Here is a 23,385-nt window from a genome sequence, read left to right as displayed (position 1 = left end):
AGACTTTAGAAGGAAACACATATGCGGCGTGTCGTCGTCACCGGTCTGGGCATCGTCTCCTCCATCGGCACGGGCCAGGAGGAAGTGACCGCCTCTCTGCGCTCGGCCAGATCCGGCGTCATCGCGGCCCCCGACCACATCGCCCACGGCTTCCGCAGTCAGGTCTGGGCCCCGCCGTCGCTGGGCGTCACCGCCGAGGACTGGGCCCCGCTCGTGGACCGTCGCGCCGCGCGCTTCCTCGCCAACGGCACCGCCTGGGGTCACATCGCCTTCGAGGAGGCGCTGAAGGACTCCGGCATGACCGCCGAGGAGATCAAGGACGACCGCATCGGCCTGATCGTCGGCGAGGGCGGCCCCTCCACGCAGGTCATTCTCCAGGCCGCCCAGACCACGGTCGAAAAGGGCTCGCCCAAGCGCATCGGGCCGTTCGCCGTGCCCAAGGCGATGGCGTCGGGCCCCTCGGCCGTGCTGTCGACCTGGTTCGAGATGCGCGGCATCAACTATTCGATCAGCTCCGCCTGCGCAACCAGCGTCCACTGCATCGGCGCGGCCGCTGAGCAGATTCAGTGGGGCAAGCAGGACGTCGTCTTCGCCGGCGGGGTCGAGGACATCGACTGGTCCATGTCCAACATGTTCGACGCGATGGGGGCCATGTCGTCGAACTTCAACGACACGCCCTCGGTCGCCTCGCGCGCCTACGACAAGGACCGCGACGGCTTCGTCATCGCCGGCGGCGCGGGCATCGTGGTGCTGGAGGAGTATGAGCGGGCCAAGGCGCGCGGCGCTAAGATCTATGCCGAGGTCGTGGGCTACGGCGCCAACTCCGATGGCTACGACATGGTGGCGCCGTCGGGCGAGGGTGCCGAGCGTTGCATGAAGATCGCCCTGACCCAGGCGGGCCAGCGCGCCATCGACTATCTCAACCCCCACGGCACCTCCACGCCGGTGGGCGACTCCAAGGAGATGGGCGCGGTCCGGGCCGTGTTCGGCGACCACATGCCCCTGATTTCGTCGACCAAGTCGCTGACGGGCCATAGCCTGGGCGCGGCCGGCGCGCAGGAGGCCATCTATTCGCTGCTGATGCTCCACAACGGCTTCGCCTCCGAGAGCGCGCACATCGAGAACCTCGACCCCGAGTTCGACGGCATGCCCATCCTGCGCGAGCGCAAGGACATGGAGCTGACCACCGTCATGTCGAACAGCTTCGGCTTCGGCGGGACGAACGGCACGGTGATCTTCTCGAAGGTCTGACGCGGCTTGCGGCGAAGCTCGGTTTCGCGCGTTCTAGGGCGCTGACCGGAGACCGAGCGCCTGGAAATCGACCCCTACATCCTGCTGCTGCTCGGCCTCGGGGCCGTGGTCCTGCTCGTCTCGTGGGCGCCCAAGGGGCTGCGACGCCTGCCGCTGTCGCTGGCCATGATCTGCGTCGGCCTGGGCTTCGGCATCTTCGCGCTGGACATCGTCGGTTTCGACCCGGACCCGCGCACCTTCGACACCATCACCGAGCGGCTGACCGAGCTGGTGGTCATCATCTCCCTGATGGGGGCGGGGCTGAAGCTGGATCGGCCCATCAGCTGGAAGGGATGGGCACCGACCTGGCGGTTGCTGGCCATCGCCATGCCCCTGACGATCGCCGCGACCGCCTGGCTCGGCGTGCTGGGTCTCGGCTTCAGCCTGGCGATGGCGCTGCTGCTCGGCGCGGCCATGGCCCCGACCGATCCGGTTCTCGCCTCCGATGTCCAGACCGGGCCGCCGCGCTCGGGCGAGGAGAATGAGGTCCGCTTCAATCTGACGGCCGAGGCCGGGCTGAACGACGCCCTGGCCTTTCCCTTCGTCAACCTGGCCATCCTCGTCTCCATGGCCGGCGCGGCGACCTGGGCCGGTCAGGGGCTGGGGGAATGGCTGGCCATCGACGTGGGGTGGAAACTGCTGGCCGGCGGCGTCACGGGCTGGGCGGTCGGCAAGGCGATGGGCTGGCTGATCTTCCATGCGCACAAGCGCGGCCTGTCGCGCCACGCCGACGGCCTGGTGGCGATCGGGGCGACCTTCATCGCCTATGCCGTGACCGAGATCGTCCACGGCTACGGCTTTCTCGCCGTCTTCGTCTGTGCCCTGACGATCCGGGCGTCCGAGCGCGAGGACGACTTCCACGAGGAGATGCACGACTTCGCCGAGCAGATCGAACGCCTGCTGATGATGCTCCTGCTCGTCCTGTTCGGCGGGGCCCTGGCCAACGGCCTGCTCGACGCCCTGACCTGGACCGACGTCGCAATCGGCCTGGCCATCCTGTTCATCGTGCGCCCGGTCGCGGGCTACCTGTCCCTGATCGGATCGCCCCTGCCCCGTCGGGACAAGGTGCTCCTGGCCTATCTCGGTATCCGGGGCCTGGGGTCGGTCTACTACCTCGCCTACGGCATCAACCACGGCGACTTCGGCGACAGCGAGCGGCTGTGGGCCATCACTGGCTTCATCATCCTGACATCCATCATCGTCCACGGGATCACCTCGACCCCGCTGATGGCGCTGATCGAGCGGCTGGGCGGACGCTCTTTGCAGGGCGAGGCCGCCCCTGCTAACCCACCCCCCAGAGACGAACAGCTGGGCTGATCCGACGCCGGACGCCCGCGCACACGGAGATCGAGACATGGCGAGCGAGAGCGGCTGGAACATGCCCACGGGCGAACTCATGAAGGGCAAGAAGGGCCTGATCATGGGAGTCGCCAATTCGAACTCTATCGCCTGGGGCATCGCCTCCCAGCTGGCCGCCCAGGGCGCGGAGCTGGCCTTCACCTACCTCGGCGAGGGGCTGGAGCGGCGCGTGCGTCCGCTGGCCGAGAGCGTCGGGGCCAAGGCCGTGATCCAGGCCGACGTCACCGACGACGCCTCCATGGACGCCGCCTTCGCCGAGCTGGAAAAGACCTTCGGCACCATCGACTTCGTCGTCCACTCCGTCGCCTTCGCAAACAAGGACGAGCTGAAGGGCTCCTTCGTCGACAACACCAGCCGCGACAGCTTCCTCCTGGCCATGAACATCTCGGCCTTCAGCTTCGTCGACGTGGCCAAACGCGCCTCGAAGCTGATGCCCAACGGCGGCTCGCTGGTGACCATGACCTATCTGGGGTCCGAGCGCGCCATCCCGAACTACAACACCATGGGCGTGGCCAAGGCCGCGCTGGAGGCCGCGACCCGCTACATCGCCCGCGACCTGGGGCCCAAGGGTATCCGCGTCAACGCCATCTCGGCGGGCGCCATGCGCACCCTTTCGCTGGCCGGCATCTCCGGCGGCCGGGGCATGATCGCGCAAGGCCGCGCCATGTCGGCCATGAAAGAAGACACCAGCATGGAGGGCGTCGCCGGCTGCGCCCTGTGGCTGTGCTCGGACCTGGGCCTGTCGACCACCGGCGAGGTCATCCATGTCGACGCCGGCTTCCACATGATGGGCCTGCCGGACGGCGAGGAATAGGTTCCGACGCGACGACGAGTCCAACGCACAGGTCGCATGCGGAACAATTTTCACGATTAACGGGAATGTGACTCGTCAAGGGGGGGGGCATGCGGGTTCATGGTAAGCGGGCCATCTCAGGAGCCCGCCATGACCGATCCGACATACCCGGGTGACATCTTCCTCGTCGGTCAACGCCGACGACCGGGAGGAACCTTTCCGTCAGGAGGGGGCGGCAGCGGGGGTGGCGGTCAGGGGGAGAACCCCGGCGACCCGCAAAATGAGATCACCGATCCTGAGTATGTTCCGCCGCCGCACCCATGTGACAATCCTGAAGCCGCTCTGGAATGGAATGCGGATGCGGCGGCGGCGGCGGGCATTCAGGATCATGCAACAAGACGCGGGTGATCCGCTTCTCGACAACAGAGAGAGGTGCATGGTGCTGGTCCGCAACGCCAGCGGTGGGGTCGACGCCCTCAACTTGGACGTTGGCGCACCCAACGCAGGGAGCTGCAGCTTCTTGCTAGACGGCGTCAACCCAGCGAATTTGGTTGGACTAATTCATTCTCATCCTGGCACAGGACCTTACCCGTCGAGTCCAGATAGATAAGTCGTCTACCCGCATTTCCAGGACCTTGTGACGCAAGCTGGCGGACCGAGCACCGGGCTTCGATTCTATATGGTCGGAACCCACTCTAGGAATCAGCCGCCAAGGGTGCAGATACACGTCTACAATCAGACAAACATGGATGGCGACGAAGACAACCCCGGCCCGGAGGTAAATCCAGATGCGACACCCTGCCCTTAAAGCATATGCGGTATTGGCGGCTCTACTCGCTCTGCCGCATTCGGCTACAGCGGCGTCGAGCCTTGCAGGTCAGGATCCCTCTGATCCCCACCGAATGTCTGCAAGCGCCGGTTTCTCGACCGAGGAAGCCGTCAGCGGTCGCTGGCAAACCGTAGAGTTCTTCGTCCACCCGAACCGATCGATCCGCCTGCCCGATGGCCTTCCGTGGATCGAATACTCTGCGCGTCGGGTTTCGGGGGAACGAGGAGAACCTGGCGAAGCGACTTGGGCTGATTCCCGCTCGTGCCCGGCAATGAGGAACACGCTCATCTGGATGACGGGCTTGGTCGCCCCCCAGCTTGAGGTCCCAGGTATTTCGCCGCCGTCAGCAGACCCGGTGGGGCGTCGGCCAATACGAATGACGGTGGATGGCTTGCACACAAAGGTTTGGGGATCGGGCACCCAGCCGGACCATACCATGGGAACTCGGGTTGAGATAAGCAGCAACGGAGGCTTGATCGCAGAGTTCGGGCTGGCGGCCACAGCAAACTTGGCGGGATGCTGGACCAGCCAAGAGCCTGATTTCGCTAACTGAGCGGCTGACATGGAAAGCACCCGACAGGCGCGGAACGGAATGACATGTGGCTGACATCATTCATCGCTGCGCTTGAGGCTTTCGCCGCCGGTGGTGGTGACGCCGCGGATGTTTCGGCTGTCAGAGTTCTGAGCGTTTCGTCCTCCGATGCCCAGGGTGCCTGGACGATAGAGTTCCATAAGGCCGTTCGTCCGGTTGACGGTCCTGGTGCAAGGGCCTTCCGAACCGAATTTTCAGCGACGCGGTATCGAGGACCGTCCTTTGACCTTGCCTTCGACATCGAGCGCGCAGACAGCGACACCTGCCCTGCGATCCTGACCGTGCTGGACGCATTCAACCGACTCGAAGCACCAGGATTTGACAGTGGCCCTCTATATGGGGCGCCTCCTCGAGGAGGGGAGCCAATACCAGCGGAACCGCCGCCCGTCGATGGTCGAGGTTTCACCATAGAGGGACCCGCGATCCAACCCGGAAACACCACAGCGACCATGCGATTGACCGCCACAGATGGTCTCATCGCAGAAGCGGTAATCCTCGCCGAAACGCGCCTGTCTGAGTGCTGGCGCGCCCCAATCGCCCCTTAAGACTTGGCCGGGATCGTCAGACCGCGCGCCACGGCCGGTCGCGCCTCGCAGCGTGCGACCCACTCGGGCACGACCTTCAGCGACCCCCAGTCGACCAGTTCGCCCGCCGCGTAGAAGGCGGGGATGGCGCGGACCCAGCCGATCAGGGCGATATCGGCGATGGTGAAGTCGTCACCCATGATGAAGGGGCGGTCCGCCAGGCGGCCTTCCAGCACGCCCAGCAGCCGCTTGACCTCGGTGGCGAAGCGGTCGCGCGGACGCTTGTCCTCGATCTCCTTGCCCGCGAACTTGTGGAAGAAGCCGAGCTGGCCCGTCATCGGCCCCAGCGCCGCCATCTGCCAGAACACCCACTGCAGGGTCTCGTAGCGCCCCGCCGGATCGGCCGGGATCAGCTTGCCCGCCTTGTCGGCGAGGTAGACCAGAATGGCCCCGGACTCCCACAGGGCGAAAGGCTTGCCGCCCGGACCATCGGGATCGAGGATCGCCGGGATCTTGCCGTTCGGGTTCAGCGACAGATAGTCGGCCGTCCAGGTCTGGTTCTGCATGATGTCGACGAAATGCGCCTCGTACGGCAGGCCCAGCTCCTCCAGCGCGATGGCGACCTTCACCCCGTTCGGCGTGGGATTGGAATAGAGCTGCAGAACCGACGGGTCCTTGGTCGGATACTGGTTGGTGATCGGAAAGGCGCTGAGGTCGGCCATAAGATACAGTCTCTGTTGCGGTTAGGGCTTCATGTGGGGGTCCTTCGCTCACGCGCAAGTGTCCGTTACACGACACGGGACGGGTTGACCGGCGACCATCCGGCTTGGCCATATCGGCCCTTCAGCAGGGAGACGCCGCATGGCCCACAAGTTTGAAATCTACCAGGACAAGGCCGGAGAGTTCCGGGTCCGCTTCAAATACAACTCGGAAATCATCTTCTCGACCGAGGGCTATTCCGACAAATCCGGGGCCAAGCGGGCGATCGAGTCGATCAAGAAGCACGTCGGAGACGCCGAGGTCGTGGACGGCTAGTCCGGCTCGCGCTCGCCGACCTCGGCCGGGCGCACGGCCATCAGCCAGCCGTCGGCGATGTGCAGTTCGGGCACGGCGTCCCGGGTGAAGGGGAGGTACCAGGTCGGACCGCCCTCGGCCGGTGCGATCTCCAGCATGTCGTCGGCGCCGAAGTTCTGGACCGCCTTGACCTTGCCGAGCGCGGTGCCCGAGGGCTCGCGCGCCTCCAATCCGATCAGGTCGGTCAGATAGAATTCGTCTTCCTCCGGCTCTGGCAGCCGGTCTCGGGGGACGTGGAGTTTGAGACCGCGCAGGGCGTCGGCCTCCTCCTTGGTGGCGATCTCCCTGGCTCTGGCGACCAGCCCGTCCTTGGTCGGCCGAGCCGCCGTCAGGGTCAGGCCGTGCGATCCATCGGCGCGCAGCAAGGGGCCATAGTCCATCAGCGCGCGCGGGTCGGCCGTATAGGTCGTGATCCGCACCTCGCCCTTCACGCCGAAGGCACCGGCGACGTGGGCGACGAGGATGAGTTTCTGGTTCGATGAAGAGGTGGACATAAAAAACTCCGCTCATCCCCGCGAAAGCGGGGACCCAGTCCTTAAGCGAGGCACGGCGAATGGGATCGCCATTGTCCGCTCCAATGAACGTCCATCGGCCAAAGCACTGGGTCCCCGCTTTCGCGGGGATGAGCGGAAAAAATGAGACGGTTACGCCTCGGTCTTCTCTTCCTCGGCGGCGGGCGCCTCTTCAGCGGCGGCTTCGGCGGCCGGAGCCTCCTCGGCAGCGGCTTCCGGAGCGGCCTCTTCAGCCGGGGCTTCCTCGGCCGGAGCGGCGGCAGCGGCAGCGGCGGCAGCAGCGGCCTCTTCCTTGGCGCGGGCGGCGGCTTCGGCGGCCTCGATCTTGGCCTGGGCCTCGGCCTCGGCGCGGTCGGCTTCACGCTGGGCGCGCTCGGCCAGACGCTCCTGGGCCTTCTTGCCCGGCTCGCCCTTCTTGGGGTTGTTGCCCTGGGTCCACTTGACCTTGGCCGACAGGGTCTCGTCCTGGCTCAGGAAGCGGGCGACGCGGTCGGTCGGCTGGGCGCCCTTGGTCAGCCATTCGGCGATGCGGTCGGCCTTCAGGCTGACGCGCGGGGTCGGGCCGTCCTTCGGCAGCATGGGGTTGTAGGTGCCCACCCGCTCCAGGAACTTGCCGTCGCGCGGCGAGTGGCTGTCGGCGATGACGATGTAGTAGTAGGGGCGCTTCTTGGCGCCGCCGCGGGCCAGACGAATCTTCAGCATTTCAGTCTCTTTCTAACGAGGTCAGTTCGGCTTCTTGGGGAGGCCCGGCAGGCCGGGCAGGCCTCCCGGCGGTAGTCCGCCGCCCAGGCCGGAGAGCCGGTCCTGGAGGGCTTTCATCTCTTCGGGGCTCGGCTCGGGTATGCGCCCGCCGCCCAGCGCCTTCAGGCGATTGATGTCGGGGCCGCCGCCCATTCCAGGCATGCCGCCCATGCCCATGCCGCCCATCATGGCGGCCATCTTCTGCAGATTGCCGCGCCCGCCGCGCGACAGCGACTTGACCATGTCGGCCATCTGGCGGTGCTGCTTGAGCAGGCGGTTGATCTCCTGAACCTCGACGCCGGCGCCCGCCGCGATGCGCTTCTTGCGGCTCGCGTTCAGCAGGTCCGGCTTCTTGCGCTCGGCCTTGGTCATGGAGCTGATGATGGCCTCCTGGCGGGCGATCATGCGGTCGTCGATGTTGGCGTCGGCCATCTGGGCCTTCATCTTGGCCACGCCCGGCATCAGGCCCATGATGCCCTGAAGCCCGCCCATCTTCTTCATCTGCTGCAGCTGAGCGGCCAGGTCGTTCAGGTCGAACTGACCCTTGGCCAGCTTCCTGGCCATGGCCTCGGCCTTGGCCTGATCCAGCTCGGTCGCGGCCTTCTCGACCAGGGCCACGATGTCGCCCTGGCCCAGGATGCGGCCCGCCACGCGCCGCGCGTCGAACACGTCCAGCGCATCGACCTTCTCGCCCGCGCCCAGATATTTGATCGGCAGGCCGGTCGTGGCCCGCATTGACAGCATGGCCCCGCCGCGCCCGTCGCCGTCGGCGCGGGTCAGAACGAGGCCCGTCAGCGGGAGCCGCTCATGGAAGGCAGCAGCGGTGCGCACCGCGTCCTGACCGGTCAGGCTGTCGGCGACCAGAAGCGTCTCGACCGGCTTGGCGATGGCGGCGACCTCGGCCACCTCGTTCATCAGCGCCTCGTCCAGCGTGATCCGACCGGCGGTGTCCAGGATCAGGACATCGAAACCCTGAAGCTTGGCCGACTGCAGCGCGCGCCGGGTGATCTGGACCGCGCTCTCGCCCTGGACGATCGGCAGGGTCGCGACCTCGATCTGCTTGCCCAGCTGGGCCAGCTGTTCCATCGCCGCCGGACGCCGCGTGTCCAGCGAGGCCATCATGACCTTCTTGCGATCGAACTTGGTCAGGCGCAGCGCCAGCTTGGCCGACGTGGTCGTCTTGCCCGAGCCTTGCAGGCCGGCCATCAGAACGACGGCGGGCGGTGTGGCGTTGGTGTTGAGCGGAACCGGCTCCTCGCCGCCCAGCATCTCGATCAGGCCGTCGTAGACGATCTTGATGACCTGGTCGGCGGGCTTGACCGAGCGGATGACCTCTTCGCCGGTGGCACGCTCGGTGGCGAAGGCGACGAAGTCCTTGACGACGGGTAAGGCGACGTCGGCCTCCAGCAGGGCCACGCGCACCTCGCGCATCGCCTCGGCCACATCTTTTTCGGACAGGGCGCCGCGCCCGGTGATCCGGTCGAAGACGCCTGTCAGCCGCTCGTTCAGAGCCTCGAACATTCACACCTCGTCAGGGCGCAAAACGACCTCAGCCCCCGTGGACGTACGACGTCGACGGGGGTTCCTCTCCGCCCTCGTCCCGTGGCTCCCTTCGATGAAGGGCGGGGGTCGTGACGGTGGAGGCGCGAGGTTCACTTGCGCCGGAAGCGGCGGCTTATGCTCGAAAAGCTCCGGCTTGTCGACTCTGGGGCCTCCGAGGCCGATCGCACATCGGGTTTCAGTCCTCCGGATTATCCGGGACCGGGCGGATAAGCGTTGATACGTTCACCGTTCCAGCCTCCCCGCTGAGCGAGATCGCCATGCCGAGCACAGTCCCCGCCGCCGACGACCGCCTGCGAGAGGAGGTGCGGCTGCTCGGCGGCTTGTTGGGTGAGGTCATCCGCGACGAGGGCGGACAGGCGCTCTACGACAGGATCGAGGCCGTGCGCGTCGCCTCGGTCGCCTACCACCGCCACCCCGGGGCCAAGGGCTCGGCGGAGCTGGAACGGCTGCTGAGCGAGCTGTCGCTGGACGAGGCGGTGGGCCTCGCCCACGGCTTCGCGGTCTTCTCGCTTCTGGCCAACGTCGCCGAGGACCGGGCCGGCAAGCGCCGGGCCCAGGCCCAGGCGGCCGAGGGGGCGCGGGCCGATACGCCGGAGGGGGCGCTGGCCCGTCTGCAAGCCGCAGGGCGTTCGTTGGAGGACGCCCGCGCCCTGCTGTCAGACGCCCTGATTTCGCCGGTCCTCACCGCCCACCCGTCGGAAGTGCGCAGGAAGAGCGTCATCGACCGCATCGCCGCCGTGTCCGACCTGCTCGACGCCTGCGACCGCGACGACCTGGCCTGCCGCCCGGAGGTCATGACCGACGGGCTGCGCCGTCAGGCCGTCATCCTGTGGGCCACGCGGCTGGTGCGCACCACCGGCCTGGTGGTTCAGGACGAGATCGACACCGTCGTCTCCTTCCTGGAGCGCGTCTTCCTCAAGGTCGCGCCAGAGCAGCTGATCGACTGGCGCCGCCGCCTGAACGCCCCGGACCTGAAGCCCTTCGTCCGCATCGGCGCCTGGGTCGGAGGCGACCGCGACGGCAACCCCAACGTCGACGCCGACGCCCTGCGGGCCGCCTTCGCCACGCCCGCCAAGGCCGTGATGCGTCACTATCTGGAGGCCGTGAACGCGCTCGGCGCCGAGCTCAGCCTGTCCGGCTCGCTCGCCCGCATCAGTCCGGCGCTGAAGGCTCTCTCGGACGCTTCTGGAGACCTGTCGCCCCACCGCGCCGACGAGCCCTATCGCCGTGCGCTCAGCCAGATCTACGCTCGGCTGTCGGCCACCCATCTGGTCCTGACCGGCCAGCCCGCGCCTCGACCGGCGCCCTTCGCGGCTCCCGCCTATGCCGGACCGTTCGAGTTCCGCGCGGAGCTGACGGTGCTTCATGAAAGCCTGGTCGCCAGCCACGGTGCTGTGTTCGCCGACGATGGCCTCGCTCGCCTGATCGCCACGGTCGATGTGTTCGGCTTTCACATGGCGACGCTGGACCTGCGCCAGAACGCCGACGTGCATGCCCGGGTGGTCGCCGACCTGCTGCGCGTGGCCGGGGTTTGCGACGACTACGCCGCCCTCGACGAGGAAGCGCGGCTGGCGCTGCTCGCCGCCGAACTCCGCTCGCCCCGCCCGCTCTTCAGTTCCTATGCTGACTATGCGTCCGAGACGCTGAAGGAGCGCGCCATCCTTCAGGCGGCCGCCGAGGCCCTTGCCCGGTTCGGACCCGACGCCATCCGCACCCACATCGTGTCCAAGACCGACGCGGCGTCTGACCTGCTGGAGGTCTATCTGCTGCTGAAGGAGGTCGGCCTTTATCGTCCGGAAGACCCCGCCGCCTGCCCGATCCAGGCCGCCCCCCTGTTCGAAACCATCGACGACCTAAGGGCCGCCAAGCCCACCCTGGAGCGTCTGCTGAAAGAGCCGTCGGCCCTTGCCGTCGCCCGGGCGCGCGGCGTGCAGGAGGTCATGATCGGCTACTCCGACAGCAACAAGGACGGGTCCTACCTGACCTCGACGTGGGAACTGCACGAGGCCTCGCGCGGTCTGCTGTCGGTGACCGAGGCCCTGGGCCTGCGGCTGCAGCTGTTTCACGGACGAGGCGGGGCCGTGGGACGCGGCGGTGGCTCCAGCTTCGCCGGCGTCCTGTCACAGCCGACCGGAACCGTGGCCGGTCGCATCCGCATCACCGAACAGGGCGAGGTCATCGCCAACAAGTATGGCGAACCCGACGTGGCGCGGCGCAATCTGGACGCCTTGACCGCCGGCACCCTGATCGCCTCCCTGACCCCTCCGCCGGACGAGCGGATGTCGGACCGCCACGGGCAGACCGCGGCTGCCCTGTCGCGCGCCTCGATGGCCGCCTATCGCGCTCTCGTCTATGAGACGCCGGGCTTCGTCGACTACTTCCGGGCGGCCACGCCGATCAATGAGATCGCCGAGCTCAAGATCGGTTCGCGCCCGACATCCCGCACCGCCTCGACCGCCATCGAGGATCTGCGCGCCATTCCCTGGGTGCTCAGCTGGTCCCAGAGCCGGGTCATGCTGCCCGGCTGGTTCGGCTTCGGCTCGGCCTGCGAGGGCGCGGATATCGAGGAGTTGCGCGCTATGGCGACGGACTGGCCCTTCTTCCGGACGCTGGTCCAGAACATGGAGATGATCATGGCCAAGGCCGACATGACCATCGCCCGCCGCTACGCCACTCTGGTTCCGGACCAGGCCCTGGCCGCGCGTGTCTTTGGCGCGCTTCAGGCCGAGTGGGACCGCACCCACGCCGCCGTGCTGGCGATTACCGGCCAAGCCGCGCTTCTGGGCGGCCAGCCGGAGCTCGATCGCCTGATCCGACTGCGCATGCCCTATGTCGAGCCGCTCAACCATGTGCAGATCGAGCTGATCCGGCGCCGTCGCGCGGGCGACGATGATCCTCGAGTGCGGGAGGGCATCCTCCTGTCCATCAACGGCGTCGCGGCGGGATTGAGGAACAGCGGTTGAGACACCGCGCACGGATCATGCGTCACAACAGCCGTTTGCGCACACCGTGACGACCATGAACAAGATTTAGGGAAGGCTTCACCGGGCGGTCACGGAACTCGACCTTCGCTGTCACCGAACGCGGTCATACGGCCCCGCGTCGCCTCCCCGCGACGACAGCCAAGGACCTTCCGCCATGAAGACCCTCGCCCTCGCCTTCGCCGCCCTGGCCCTGTCGGCCGGCGCCGCCTCCGCTCAGGACTATCGCATCGCGTTCGGCGACCTGGACCTCGGTTCGGTTTCCGGTGCTGACGCCTTTGACGCCCGCGTCAACGCTGTCGCCCGTCGCGCCTGCCGCACCGGCGCGCCGCTGGCCGATCATCAATGCCGCGCCCGCTTCCGCGCTGAAGCCATGCGCCTTCTGCCCGGCGTTCGCCGCGACGAATACGCCCGCGCCCGCGGCGGCCGCATCCTCGCCGCTGTTCCGGTGGTCTACGGCTGAGCCTCGCTGCGAGCCTTGGGGTTCGTTGCCGATCATTCACTTTCTGGCTTCGAATTCACCCAGCGTCGCAGTTTGGCCCTCGCGCGCTCATCGTGCGGCGACGGAGCGGGGCTAGTCCCTGTCCGTCGCCGCCAAGAGCGACGCCAGACCTCAGGAAGACCGCCATGAAAGCCTTCGCCGCCGCCACGACCCTCGCCGTGGCCCTGATCGCCGCCAGCTCAGCCTCGGCCGAGGACATCCGCGTCGCCTATGGTGACCTCGATCTCGCCAGCGCCGCCGGTGCCCAGCAATTCGACCGACGCGTCAACCGCGCGGTTCGCACCGCCTGCCAGGGCGGCTCGCATCGTGAGGCCGCCCAGTGCGCCGCCTCGCTGCGCGCCGAGCTCCAGTCGTTGCTCCCCTCGGTTCGCCGCGAGGAGTATGCGCGCGGCCGGACCAGCCGGCAGGTGGCCATGATCCCGGTCGTCTACGGCTGAAGAATCCGCGTTCACCGGATAGCAGCCATTTTCGTTCAGGATGCGCCCTTCGCTTGAGGGGCGCCCATGACGATCCAGACCAGTGATCGAGACTCGCTCGCCATCGCTCTCGCTGGCCTTCAGGGGATGGGCGTGGGCTGGTGGCGGATTCTCGATCCCGAGACGACCTGGTGGTCGCCGGGCATGTACGAGATCGCCGGCCTCGACCCCGCCGGCGGGGTGCCGACGCGCGACCAGATCTTCCGGCTTTACCATCCGGACGACACCAACCTCGTCGGGCGGTCGTGGCGGCGGATGTTCGAGACCGACGAAAAGGTCCAGATCCGCTACCGCATCATCCGGCCGTCTGGTGAATACCGCCAGGTCGTCAACTGGGGCCAGCGCCAGCCCCCGGACGCGGAGGGCCGTCGCTGGATCTTCGGCATGTCGTTCGACGTCACCGACCATGTCGACGACCGTGAGCTGTTCGAAAGCGAGCGCGCCTTCCGCTTCGTGGCCGAGCACACCTCCGACATGGTCATCCGCAGCCGGATGGACAGCGGCATCACCTTCGCCTCCCCGGCATCGCGCGCTGTCCTGGGTTACTCGCCGACAGAGATCGTCGGCATGGCCCCGGCCGACATCGTCGTCGAGGAGGACGTGATCCGCATCCGTGCGCTGTTGCAGGAGCGGATCGCGCGCGGCGAGCTGATCAGCCCGACAGGCTATGAGTATCGAGGCCGCCACAAGGACGGCCATCTGGTCTGGCTCGAGGCCAACCCGCGCCTGGTCCTGAACGGGGCCGGCGAACTGACCGAGATCGTCGACGTCGTTCGAGACATCACGGCACGCAAGGAGGCCGAAGCGGCCCTGATTCAGGCCCGTCAGGACGCCGAGGCCGCCTCGCGCGCCAAGAGCGAATTCCTGGCCAACATGAGCCATGAACTGCGCACGCCCCTGACCAGCATCCTCGGCTTTTCCCGCCTTGTGGGCCAGGACGGCGGTCTGTCGGACAAGGACCGCAAGCACCTCGACCTCATCCGTACGGCCGGTGAAACGCTTCTGGCCGTGGTCAACGACATTCTGGACTTTTCCAAGCTGGAGGCCGGGGCGCTGAGCCTCACGGAGGAGCCGTTCTCGATCGCCGACCTCGGCCAGGGCGTGACTGCCCTGCTCAGCGGCCAGGCGGAGGACAAGGGTCTGCGCCTGACCTGTGAGGCCCCCAACGGCGTCTGGCTCGCCGGTGACGCGGCCAGGCTGCGTCAGGTGTTGCTGAACCTTGTCTCCAACGCCGTGAAGTTCACCGAGCGCGGCGAGGTCGCCTTGACCCTGCAGGTCGAACCCGAGGCGGGCCACTCGTGGCTGAAGGTCGAGGTCCGCGATACCGGCGTGGGCCTGGATCCGGCCCAGATCGACCAGATGTTCGATCGCTTCACCCAGGCGGACGGGTCGGTGTCTCGACGCTACGGCGGGACCGGGCTGGGCCTGGCTATCTCCCGACGCCTGGTGGAGATGATGGGTGGCGAGATTGGCGCGGAAAGCGACGGACACTCCGGCTCGACCTTCCGCTTCCGCGTGCCGCTGCGGTCGGCCGAAAGCCCGGCGGACAGCCATCGCGCCCCGGACACCGTGACGCCGGACCGCCGGCTGCGCGTCCTTCTGGCCGAGGACAACGCCGCCAACCGGGCATTGATCACGGCCCTGACCGCCCCGCTCGATATCGAGCTGGACGTCGTCGAGAACGGCGAGGAAGCCGTCCTGGCCCTCCAGGCCGAGGCCTATGACCTCATCCTGATGGATATGCAGATGCCCGTCATGGACGGCCCCTCGGCGGCCCGCGCCATACGCGGCCTGCCGGGACCTGCGGCCCGGACCCCGATCATCGCCCTGACCGCCAACGTCCTGCCCGAGCAGATCGACCAGTGCCGCGCAGCGGGCATGCAGGGCCATGTGGCCAAGCCCATCGATCCGCGCGCCCTGTTCGCCGCCATCGCCGAACACGCCCGTCCGTCCGAAGAAAAAGCCGTCGCGGCCTGAACCGCGACGGCTTCACATCATCGATCAGGTGAGCGGGGATGGAGCCGGCGAACAACCGGCTCGATCTCCAACGTCAGCTCACCGGAAATCCGCGCACGCGCAGCAGGGCCGCCACGTCCGGATTGCGGCCGCGGAACCGGCGATAGGCCTCGCCGCGATCCGACGCATTGCCTTCCGCAAGGATGATCGACTTGTAGCGGGCGGCGATGTCCGGATTGAAGACGTCGCCCGACTCCTCGAAGTAGGCCCAGGTGTCGGCGTCCATCACCTCGGACCACAGATAGCTGTAGTAGCCGGCCGAGTAGGCGTCGGACGTGAACAGGTGGTTGAACTGCGGCAGGCGGTGCCGCATCACGATTTCCCTGGGCATGCCGTAGCGGGCCAGGCTCTCGCGCTCGAAGGCGTCGATGTCGGTCGGCGGCGTGGCGCGGGTGTGCAGGTCCATGTCGACCAGGGCCGAAGACAGATAGCTGACCGTGGCATAGCCCTGGTTGAAGGTCGCGGCCGCCTCGACCTTGTCCACCAGCGCCTGCGGCATGGGCTCGCCGGTCTGGTAGTGCTTCATGAAGCCATCCAGGATCGGCCGGCTCAGCACCCAGTGCTCGTGCACCTGCGACGGATACTCGACGTAGTCGCGCGGCGTCGTGCCCAGGGCCGGGTAGCGGACCTGATAGGACAGGTAGTGCAGGGCGTGGCCAAACTCGTGGAACAGGGTCTCGGCATCGTCCAGCGAGATCAGGATCGGCTGGCCGGCATCCGCCTTCACGAAGTTGTTGTTGTTCGACACCAGCTTGTTGCCGCCGCCTTCATAGCCCCAGGCCAGACGGTAGCTGGTCATCCAGGCCCCCGACCGCTTGCCCGCACGGGCGAAGTCGTCGGAGTAGAACAAGCCGACGTGGCTGCCATCCGACTTGTTCTTGACCTCGAACACCTCGACGTCCGGATGGAAGCCCGGAACGCTGCCGGCCGGCACCGGGGTGAAGGTGAAGCCGTACAGGCGCTCGGCCATGTAGAAGGCCCCGCGCTTGACCGCGTTCAGCTCGAAGTACGGCTTCAGCTCGTTCTGATCGAGGTCGTACTTCGCCTTGCGGACCTTCTCGGCGTAGTAGAGGTAGTCCCACGGCTCGATGTCGTGACCGGCGATCTCGCGCATGTCGGCGACCTCTTGCGTCACCCGCGCCTTGGCCGGTTCCCAGACACGCATCATCAGTTCCATGGCGGCGGCAGGGGTGCCGGCCATGGTGTCCTGCATGCGCCACTCCGCATGGTTGGCGTAGCCCAGCAGACGCGCCCGCTCGGCGCGCAGGCGCACGATCTCGGCGATGATGGCGTTGGTGTCGTTGCGGTCGCCGTTGTCGCCGCGGTTCACGAACTTGCGCCAGACCTGTTCGCGCAGGCCCCGGTCGTCGGCGAAGGTCAGGAAGGGATCGACGCTGGAGCGGGTGTTGACGATGGCCCAGCCCTGCAGGTTGCGCGAGCGCGCGGCCCCGGCGGCGGCGGCCTTGTTGGACTCGGGCAGACCCGCGACGCCCGCCTCGTTGGCGATCAGGGTCCAGGTGTTCTCGTCGGCGACGACCCGTTGGCCAAAGGTGGTGAAGGCGTTGGCGAGCGCGGTGTTGATCCGGCCCAGTTCCGCCTTGCCAGCGGCGTCGAGCGCGGCACCGTTCCTGATGAAGGCGTCGCGGCTGCGTTCGGCCACGCGGGTCTGCTCAGGGGTCAGACCGGCCGCGCGGGCGTTGTCGGCGACCGTGCGGATGCGCCGGAAGAGCGCCTCGTTGAAGGTGATCTCGTCACCCGCCGCCGACAGCACAGGCGAAACCTCGGTGGCGACCGCCTGGTAATCGTCCGAGCCGATGTTGGAGGTCATCACGCCAAAGATCGAGGTGGCCCGATCCAGCGGCTCGCCGGCCAGCTGCATGGCGACCATGGTATTGGCGAAGGTGGGCGGCTCGGGGTTGTTGGCGATGGCGGCGATCTCGGCGCGCTGCAACTCGATGCCCTCGAGGATGGCGGCCCGCAGCTTGTCGGCCGTCACCGACGGCCAGGGCGGAACGCCCCCGTAGGGACCGGTCCAGGGCTGGAGCAGTTCGGCGCGCGGCGTCTGCGTCGGCAGCACGGCCCTGGCGATGGCGAGTTCGTCGGCGGTGGCGGCGGCTCCACCGCCCATGGCCCCGGCGCTGGCGCTGGCGCAGCCCGAAAGGGCCATCAGGCTCGCGCCTCCGACAAGAAGCTGGCGTCTATGCATGGGAACATCCTGTTCATGGGTCTTGGACGTGAACGCACCCTAGGCCAGGTTCGCATGACCGTCACATGAACGACCTGTAATCCCGTTGGACGACAAGGCAAGCGGCGGCCCCTCGTTGGGCCTCGCCTTGGTGGAAAACCGCTTACACTTTTCCGGGCGAGGCCGTAGAGCCTGCGACATGGCGATAGGCGTTTTCGACAGCGGCGTGGGCGGGCTGACGGTCCACCGCGAACTGACACGGCGGTTCCCCGGGCGGGACTTCATCTACCTGGCCGACCAGGCCCATGCCCCCTATGGCGGACGCGGCGGCGAGGAGATCGTCGACCTGACCCGCGCGGGGTGCGAACGCCTGTTCGAGGCCGGAGCCAGCGTGATCGTGCTGGCCTGCAATACGGCGTCGGCCATCGCGCTTCGCCGGCTGCAGCAGACCTGGGTGCCCGAGGCGCGGGCGCGCCATGGCCGCCCGGTCAATGTGCTGGGCATCATCGTCCCGACCATCGAGGCGGCGACGGGCCTGCCCTGGACCTATGAGGCCGAACGGCGCGGCGACAAGATCGAGGCGCTGGAGATCACCGGCGTCTTCTGCACCGCCGCGACCGCCATGAGCCGGGTCTATGAGATCGAGATCGACAAGCGGCGCGAGGACCTGGCGGTCTTCTCCGAGCCCTGCCCCGGCCTGGCCGGGCTGATCGAACTGGGGGCCCCGACGGCTGAGCTGACGGTCGTGGTGCGCGATCACGTCGATGCGCTGCGGCGGCGGATCGGGCGGCATCCGGACAAGGCCATCCTGGGCTGCACCCATTATGAGATCGTAGCCGACATCTTCGCAGCGGCGCTCCCGGAAGGGACGCCGGTGATCCATCAGCCCAGTGCCGTGGCCGACGCGCTGGATCGCTACTTCCAGCGCCATCCTGAATACGGGCTTGGCGACAACGGGCGGCGCACCTTCCTGACGACGGGCAAGCCGGGGCCGCAGTCTGACCTGGTCAGCCAGTTCTGGGGCGCGCCATTGAGCTTCGAAGCCGCCTGAACGATCAGGGGCCGCCGCCGAGGCGGGCCAGGCGTCGGCGTTCGGCGCGGTTCAGTGGCGGACGAGCGGCCGGGGTCGTGGAATCCTGAAAAACAGTCTCCACTTTCTCCACGATCGATGCCGACGGCCTTTCGCGAGCGCCTTGCGAGACGGCGGCGGGAGCGGTCGCGACGCGGGCCTTGAGCCCATCATGGATGCGCATCCAGCGCAGGGCATCGGCGGAGCGGCCCTGGTCGAGCGCATGGGACAGTCGGCGCCAGGCCAGGTCCAGCATGGCCTGCGGCTCGGCGAGCGGGGCGTCGAGGTCCAGTGGGGCGTCCTCTGGCATGGCCCGGGGCCGATGCAGCCAGCCCTCGCGGCCCGCCCGCTTGTAGAAGGTCGAGGACGGGATGCCGAAGTCCTCGCGCAGGCTGGCGACGGTGGCCCCGGCCAGATAGGCGTCGCGGACGGCGTCCCAAAGGGCCTCCGACGGGGAGGACGAACAGGCATCGGAGAATTCAGACGTGGCGATATCGCTGGTCATGGTGGCAACCCTATCAGGCCAACACGTCAGAAACGGTCGCATCGCTCGACAGCCTTGACGCAGAGACGCTGGGAGCGCCCCCTGCCACCCGGAGGATCCGCCATGTTTCGACTTGCCCTGATCGGCCTCGGCCTGAGCCTGCTCGCCGCCCCCGCGAACGCCGAAATCGTGTCGCGCAGCGAGACCGCCTTCACCCTGGCCTTCGAACGAACGGTCGCCGCCTCGCCCGAGGCGATCCTCGAAGCCGTCGCCCATCCGGAACGGTGGTGGAGCAGCGCCCATACCTATTCCGGCGACGCAGCCAACATCAGCCTCGATCTGCGGCCCGGCGGCTGCTGGTGCGAGGCCCTGCCGGGCGGCGGCGTCAAGCATGCGGAGGCCGTGCTGGTCTGGCCAGCCCGGAGCATGGCGCAGTTCGACGCGCCGTTCGGCCCGCTTCGGGGGATCGGCGCGCAAGCCGTGCTGACCCTGAGCTGGGCGCCGGTCGAGGGCCAGCCGATGCGACGCCTGCGCTGGACCTTCGTCGTCGACGGTTCCGGATCAGGGGCGATGGCCGAACCAGTCCATGCCGTCATGGAGCAGCAGTTCGGACGGCTGGCCGACCACCTGTCCCAGGCGTCACAACCGCTTCAGGCGGACGGTGACGCCGGTCGCTGACCTGAGGGTGAGTTTGGCGACCGGCTCGGGCGGCCTCGCCTCTTCGGCCCGGGTCAGTTCGAAGTCCCGCAGGATCAGCGCCAGCATCAGGGTCGCCTCCTGCAAGGCGAAGGCGGCGCCCGGACAGACCCGGGGACCGACGCTGAACGGCAGATAGGCCTGACGCACCGCCTCTCGCCCCTCCGCCGTCTCGAAACGATCCGGATCGAAGGCATCGGGATGGCTCCAGACATCCGACAGGCGATGCAGGACCCAGGGCGTGATGAACAGAGGATCGCCGGGCTGGGCTTCATTGCGCCCCATGGGCTCCGGGCGCACGCATTCCCTGACCACCGTGGTCACCGGAGGATAGAGCCTGAGCGCTTCGCGAAAGACGTTCCGGACCCGATCCAGGCGCTTCATGTGCTCGAAAGCGATCGGGCCAGTTCCGACCGTCGCGATCACCTCCTCGCGCGCCCGGGCCTGCACATCCGGCGCTTCGGACAGAAGATAGAGCGCCCAGGCCAGGGCGCTGGCCGAGGTTTCATGACCCGCGAGGAAGAGCATGGCGACCTGGTCCAGCAACTCCTCCGGCGCGAAGACGCTGCCGGTGTCCGGATCACGAGAGGTCATCAGGCTGGTGAGAATGTCGGCGGGCGGGCTCTCGCCCGCGGCGATCCGCGCCAGACGGCGGTCCAGCGGTCGCTTCAGCACCCGCCGAAGGCGCTTGCCCGCGCGGATTCGGGACCAGGTCCCCGGCATCAGCCATTCCGGCACCCCGGCGAGCCCGAACATGCCATGGGCATAGGCGAGGGCCTGGAAGCGCTCGAAGGCGTCCACCGCCTCCTTCGCCTCGGCCGGATCGATCGGCTCGGAGAAGATGGTGCGGAAGATGACGTCCGCGGCGAACAGCGTCATCTCGTCGTCCACGGCCACCGCCCCATGGGCCGACGCCGCTGCCCTGAGCCGGGTCAGGGCGCTTTCGGCCGCATCGCGCATGCGCGAGAAGCTGTCGCGCACGCGCGCCTGCTCCAGCGCCGGGTCGACCAGTCGCCTCTGGCGGCGCCAGACCTCGCCATTGGTCGTGAAGATGCTCTCGCCGGTCAGGGGGCGCAGCATCCAGCCCATCAGCCCGGCCTTTGGAAAGGCGTCGACCCGGGTCACCAGCATCTCGCGAACGCGGGCCGGATCACGGACCTGATAGACCCAGCGCTTTCGGTGTCCGGGCAGCTTCGGCAGTCCCATCCGGCCGACCTTGGGCGTGCCGTAGCTGCCCCCCTGGAGGATGGCGAGGCTGGAATGGGCGATCAGGCGCGCGCGCCTGATCAGACCAGGACGCTCGGGCAGCGGATCGGGCTTGGGCGGCGTGAACAGCGCCATCAGACCGGCACCGGCGGACCGACGATCAGACGCCGGATGTCATAGATCTCGGGGCTGTCGGACAGCCGCAGATACTGGAAATGATAGGCGTACGGATCCCGTCTCAGCCGCGCGAGACGATCGGGGCTCAGCGCCTGGTGAAAGCGGGGCGAGGTCACCTTGACACGGCCCGCCGCGGCCTCATGCGGGCTGAACCGGAGGGGGTGCCAACGCCCCGACGAAGCCGCGTCCGCCGGCGAGGTCACATCGGTCCAGGCGACATCCGATCTGACCAGTATATCCAGGTCCCGCGCCCAGCCCGGGTCGCCGCCGAGACGGGTGTACACGGCCAGACACTGACCCAGCGTCACCAGCGAGACCCGGCGGCCCAGAAGGGGATCCCGTGTCAGAGCCCGGGACAGGGCGGCGACCGCCATGACCGTGCCGATGCTGTGGCCGACCACGATCAGGGGGTCGGACGGGGCGTCCCGGCCGACCTGGACGATCCGCTCGGCCATGGCGTCCAGTTTCGCCTCGCGGGCCTGCGGCATGGCCCGGAATCGAACCAGCACGTCGAAGCACTGGCTGAGCCAGTCGAGGTCGATCCTCGCTCGCACCGCCTGCCATAATCCAGGACCCGCCAGCATCAGGGCGATGGCCGAAAGCCCGAGGCGCGAATCCCCCCCCACGGCACCGATCAGCGACGCCGCCAAGACGACGGCCGCCGCCGTCGCAACCAGCAGCGAGGCCACAAAGACTATTCCCACCAGGGCAGGCATCAGCAGTGCGAGGAAGAGAGGCCTGTTCTCCCGGGCCGCCCCGGCGAGGATGCCAGAGCGCAGATAGGCCGGCAGGTAGCGCCACGACAGCGAGCGGGCGGATGCGCCACGAAGCCAGAAGTTCCGAACGACGTCGTCCCACCGAAGGACCTCGAACGCCGACTCAGCCCTGCCCTCTGGCCAGTCGACGGACAGGGTCCAGCGGGATCCCGAACGGGGCGTGACCGTGAAGGCGCCTGGAACAGCCTGTTCGGACATCAGGGCGTGATAGGGCGCAGGGCCGCGCGGGTCATACCCGTGAATGAACATGACCTGTCGCCGCGTCACCCCGTCTGCCCCCTTCAACGGCCGCCCCCACTCTCTGCTGCTGCATCAGCGAGGAAGATCAGCGGTTAGCATGCGACGCGCGGATCGAGGAACGCGGCGGACATTCATAGATAAGACTTATCCCAAGCGGAACTATAATCGATTTGTCTTGAGTAGCCATCGGGACTAGCGTTCCGCATCACTCTGACCCCCCGGGAGGCCCACGATGGACGGCGAAAACTCACCCCTGTCTGATCCGAGCAAGAAGGCCGCCGCCAAGCGCGCCCTGCTCGGCCGCACGAACCGCGACTGGTGGCCCAACAGCCTCGCGGTCGACATCCTGCATCAGCACGGCAAGACCGGCGACCCGATGGGCGACGGCTTCAGCTATGCCGAAGCCTTCAAGTCGATCGACTATGACGGCCTGAAGCGCGACCTGACCGCCCTCATGACCGACAGCCAGCCCTGGTGGCCGGCGGACTATGGCCACTATGGCCCCTTCTTCATCCGCATGGCCTGGCACGCGGCCGGCACCTATCGCACCGGCGACGGGCGCGGTGGCGCGAGCTCGGGTCAGCAGCGCTTCGCCCCGCTGAACTCCTGGCCGGACAACGGCAACCTGGACAAGGCGCGCCGTCTGCTGTGGCCGATCAAGCAGAAGTACGGTGCCCAGATCAGCTGGGCCGACCTGTTCATCCTGGCCGGCAACGTCGCGATCGAATCGATGGGCGGACCGGTGTTCGGCTTCGGCGGCGGCCGCGCCGACGTCTGGGAGCCCGAGAAGGACGTCTACTGGGGCACCGAGGAAAACTGGGTGAAGGGCGAGGAGACCCGCATCCAGGAAGACAAGAACATGGCGCTGGAAGAGCCGCTGGCGGCCATCCAGATGGGCCTGATCTACGTCAACCCGGAAGGCCCGGGCGGCGTGCCGGAGGCGCTGCAGTCCGCCCGCGACATCCGCATCACCTTCGCCCGCATGGGCATGAACGATGTGGAGACCGCAGCCCTGACGGCCGGCGGCCACACCTTCGGCAAGGCGCACGGCGCGGGTGACGCGTCCAAGGTCGGCGTCGCTCCGGAAGGGGCCGACATCGCGCTGCAGGGCTTTGGCTGGCAGTCGGGCCACAAGAGCGGCGTGGGCGAAGACGCCATCACCTCGGGCATCGAGGGTGCGTGGACGCCGACGCCGATCACCTGGGACATGTCCTATTTCGACATGCTGCTGGACCACGAGTACGAGCTGGTCCGCAGCCCCGCCGGCGCCAAGCAGTGGCAGCCGGGCGGCAACCCGCCC

At 67.7% G+C, this 23,385-nt stretch carries 20 protein-coding genes; 12 read left to right on the top strand and 8 right to left on the bottom strand.

Annotation, left to right across the window (positions count from 1 at the left end; translation table 11 throughout):
• Positions 1 to 21: 21 nt before the first annotated feature.
• The 4 genes from fabB to IP78_RS15215 all read left to right on the top strand — a co-directional run bounded on the left by fabB (position 22) and on the right by IP78_RS15215 (position 3,850).
• The gene (gene fabB, locus IP78_RS02270; RefSeq protein ID WP_054110092.1) at positions 22 to 1,251 is read left to right on the top strand and encodes a beta-ketoacyl-ACP synthase I; all 1,230 of its coding nucleotides are present in this window, start codon (positions 22 to 24) and stop codon (positions 1,249 to 1,251) included.
• A gap of 105 nt (positions 1,252 to 1,356) precedes the next feature.
• Positions 1,357 to 2,607, top strand: coding sequence for a sodium:proton antiporter (locus tag IP78_RS02265; RefSeq protein ID WP_231680873.1), 1,251 nt, complete (start codon positions 1,357 to 1,359; stop codon positions 2,605 to 2,607).
• 61 nt (positions 2,608 to 2,668) lie between these two features.
• A complete protein-coding gene (locus IP78_RS02260; protein ID WP_197272353.1) occupies positions 2,669 to 3,463 on the top strand; it encodes an enoyl-ACP reductase in 795 nt (264 codons plus the stop codon).
• 129 nt (positions 3,464 to 3,592) lie between these two features.
• Positions 3,593 to 3,850: a hypothetical protein gene (locus IP78_RS15215; RefSeq protein WP_156320247.1), complete on the top strand. Its 258-nt coding sequence runs from the start codon at positions 3,593 to 3,595 to the stop codon at positions 3,848 to 3,850.
• Positions 3,851 to 5,404: 1,554 nt separating this feature from the next.
• Here the strand turns inward: IP78_RS15215 and IP78_RS02255 are convergent.
• On the bottom strand, positions 5,405 to 6,109 hold the full coding sequence (locus tag IP78_RS02255) for a glutathione S-transferase N-terminal domain-containing protein (protein ID WP_054110089.1): 705 nt from the start codon (positions 6,107 to 6,109) through the stop codon (positions 5,405 to 5,407).
• A gap of 139 nt (positions 6,110 to 6,248) precedes the next feature.
• Between IP78_RS02255 and IP78_RS14940 the strand changes: the two genes are divergently transcribed.
• Entirely contained in the window at positions 6,249 to 6,422 is a 174-nt protein-coding gene (locus IP78_RS14940; RefSeq protein ID WP_082384801.1) for a DUF1508 domain-containing protein, read from the top strand.
• Here IP78_RS14940 and rimM read toward each other — a convergent pair.
• From rimM to ffh, 3 genes are all read right to left on the bottom strand, one after another.
• Positions 6,419 to 6,955: a ribosome maturation factor RimM gene (gene rimM, locus IP78_RS02250; protein WP_054110088.1), complete on the bottom strand. Its 537-nt coding sequence runs from the start codon at positions 6,953 to 6,955 to the stop codon at positions 6,419 to 6,421. The genes IP78_RS14940 and rimM overlap by 4 nt on opposite strands.
• Positions 6,956 to 7,105: 150 nt before the next feature.
• On the bottom strand, positions 7,106 to 7,675 hold the full coding sequence (rpsP, locus tag IP78_RS02245; protein WP_054110087.1) for a 30S ribosomal protein S16: 570 nt from the start codon (positions 7,673 to 7,675) through the stop codon (positions 7,106 to 7,108).
• Positions 7,676 to 7,696: 21 nt separating this feature from the next.
• A complete protein-coding gene (ffh, locus tag IP78_RS02240) occupies positions 7,697 to 9,235 on the bottom strand; it encodes a signal recognition particle protein (protein WP_054110086.1) in 1,539 nt (512 codons plus the stop codon).
• Positions 9,236 to 9,534: 299 nt separating this feature from the next.
• On the opposite strand from ffh, the gene ppc reads away from it, so the two are divergent.
• The 4 genes from ppc (at position 9,535) to IP78_RS02220 (ending at position 15,213) form a co-directional block, all read left to right on the top strand.
• Positions 9,535 to 12,240, top strand: coding sequence for a phosphoenolpyruvate carboxylase (gene ppc, locus IP78_RS02235; RefSeq protein ID WP_054110085.1), 2,706 nt, complete (start codon positions 9,535 to 9,537; stop codon positions 12,238 to 12,240).
• 175 nt (positions 12,241 to 12,415) lie between these two features.
• The gene (locus IP78_RS02230) at positions 12,416 to 12,721 is read left to right on the top strand and encodes a UrcA family protein (protein ID WP_054110084.1); all 306 of its coding nucleotides are present in this window, start codon (positions 12,416 to 12,418) and stop codon (positions 12,719 to 12,721) included.
• 164 nt (positions 12,722 to 12,885) lie between these two features.
• Positions 12,886 to 13,197 carry a UrcA family protein gene (locus IP78_RS02225; RefSeq protein WP_054110083.1) on the top strand — a complete coding sequence of 104 codons (312 nt, stop codon included), beginning with the start codon at positions 12,886 to 12,888 and terminating at the stop codon, positions 13,195 to 13,197.
• Between the two features lie 66 nt (positions 13,198 to 13,263).
• Complete coding sequence (locus IP78_RS02220) at positions 13,264 to 15,213, top strand: ATP-binding protein (protein WP_054110082.1); 1,950 nt, start codon at positions 13,264 to 13,266, stop codon at positions 15,211 to 15,213.
• A 73-nt stretch (positions 15,214 to 15,286) separates the two neighbouring features.
• On the opposite strand, the gene IP78_RS02215 is transcribed toward IP78_RS02220, so the two are convergent.
• Positions 15,287 to 17,458 (bottom strand): M3 family metallopeptidase, encoded by a 2,172-nt coding sequence (locus IP78_RS02215; protein ID WP_054110081.1) that lies wholly within the window; start codon positions 17,456 to 17,458, stop codon positions 15,287 to 15,289.
• A 178-nt stretch (positions 17,459 to 17,636) separates the two neighbouring features.
• Between IP78_RS02215 and IP78_RS02210 the strand changes: the two genes are divergently transcribed.
• On the top strand, positions 17,637 to 18,488 hold the full coding sequence (locus IP78_RS02210; RefSeq protein ID WP_054110080.1) for a glutamate racemase: 852 nt from the start codon (positions 17,637 to 17,639) through the stop codon (positions 18,486 to 18,488).
• A 4-nt stretch (positions 18,489 to 18,492) separates the two neighbouring features.
• Here IP78_RS02210 and IP78_RS02205 read toward each other — a convergent pair whose 3' ends face one another.
• On the bottom strand, positions 18,493 to 19,011 hold the full coding sequence (locus IP78_RS02205; protein ID WP_054110079.1) for a hypothetical protein: 519 nt from the start codon (positions 19,009 to 19,011) through the stop codon (positions 18,493 to 18,495).
• Between the two features lie 102 nt (positions 19,012 to 19,113).
• Here IP78_RS02205 and IP78_RS02200 point away from each other — a divergent pair, with 102 nt between their 5' ends.
• Positions 19,114 to 19,668 (top strand): SRPBCC domain-containing protein, encoded by a 555-nt coding sequence (locus IP78_RS02200; protein ID WP_054110078.1) that lies wholly within the window; start codon positions 19,114 to 19,116, stop codon positions 19,666 to 19,668.
• Here IP78_RS02200 and IP78_RS02195 read toward each other — a convergent pair.
• Positions 19,630 to 21,027 carry a cytochrome P450 gene (locus tag IP78_RS02195; RefSeq protein WP_054110077.1) on the bottom strand — a complete coding sequence of 466 codons (1,398 nt, stop codon included), beginning with the start codon at positions 21,025 to 21,027 and terminating at the stop codon, positions 19,630 to 19,632. The genes IP78_RS02200 and IP78_RS02195 overlap by 39 nt on opposite strands.
• Complete coding sequence (locus tag IP78_RS02190; RefSeq protein WP_054110076.1) at positions 21,027 to 22,094, bottom strand: hypothetical protein; 1,068 nt, start codon at positions 22,092 to 22,094, stop codon at positions 21,027 to 21,029. Before IP78_RS02190 ends, IP78_RS02195 begins: the two co-directional genes overlap by 1 nt.
• 223 nt (positions 22,095 to 22,317) lie before the next feature.
• On the opposite strand from IP78_RS02190, the gene IP78_RS02185 reads away from it, so the two are divergent.
• On the top strand, positions 22,318 to 23,385 hold a 1,068-nt coding region (locus IP78_RS02185), incomplete at its 3' end, for a peroxidase family protein (RefSeq protein ID WP_304438532.1).

Origin of the sequence: Brevundimonas sp. AAP58 (genome assembly GCF_001295975.1) — a bacterium.
Taxonomy (GTDB): domain Bacteria; phylum Pseudomonadota; class Alphaproteobacteria; order Caulobacterales; family Caulobacteraceae; genus Brevundimonas.
This window is presented reverse-complemented; position numbering and strand designations above follow the sequence as displayed.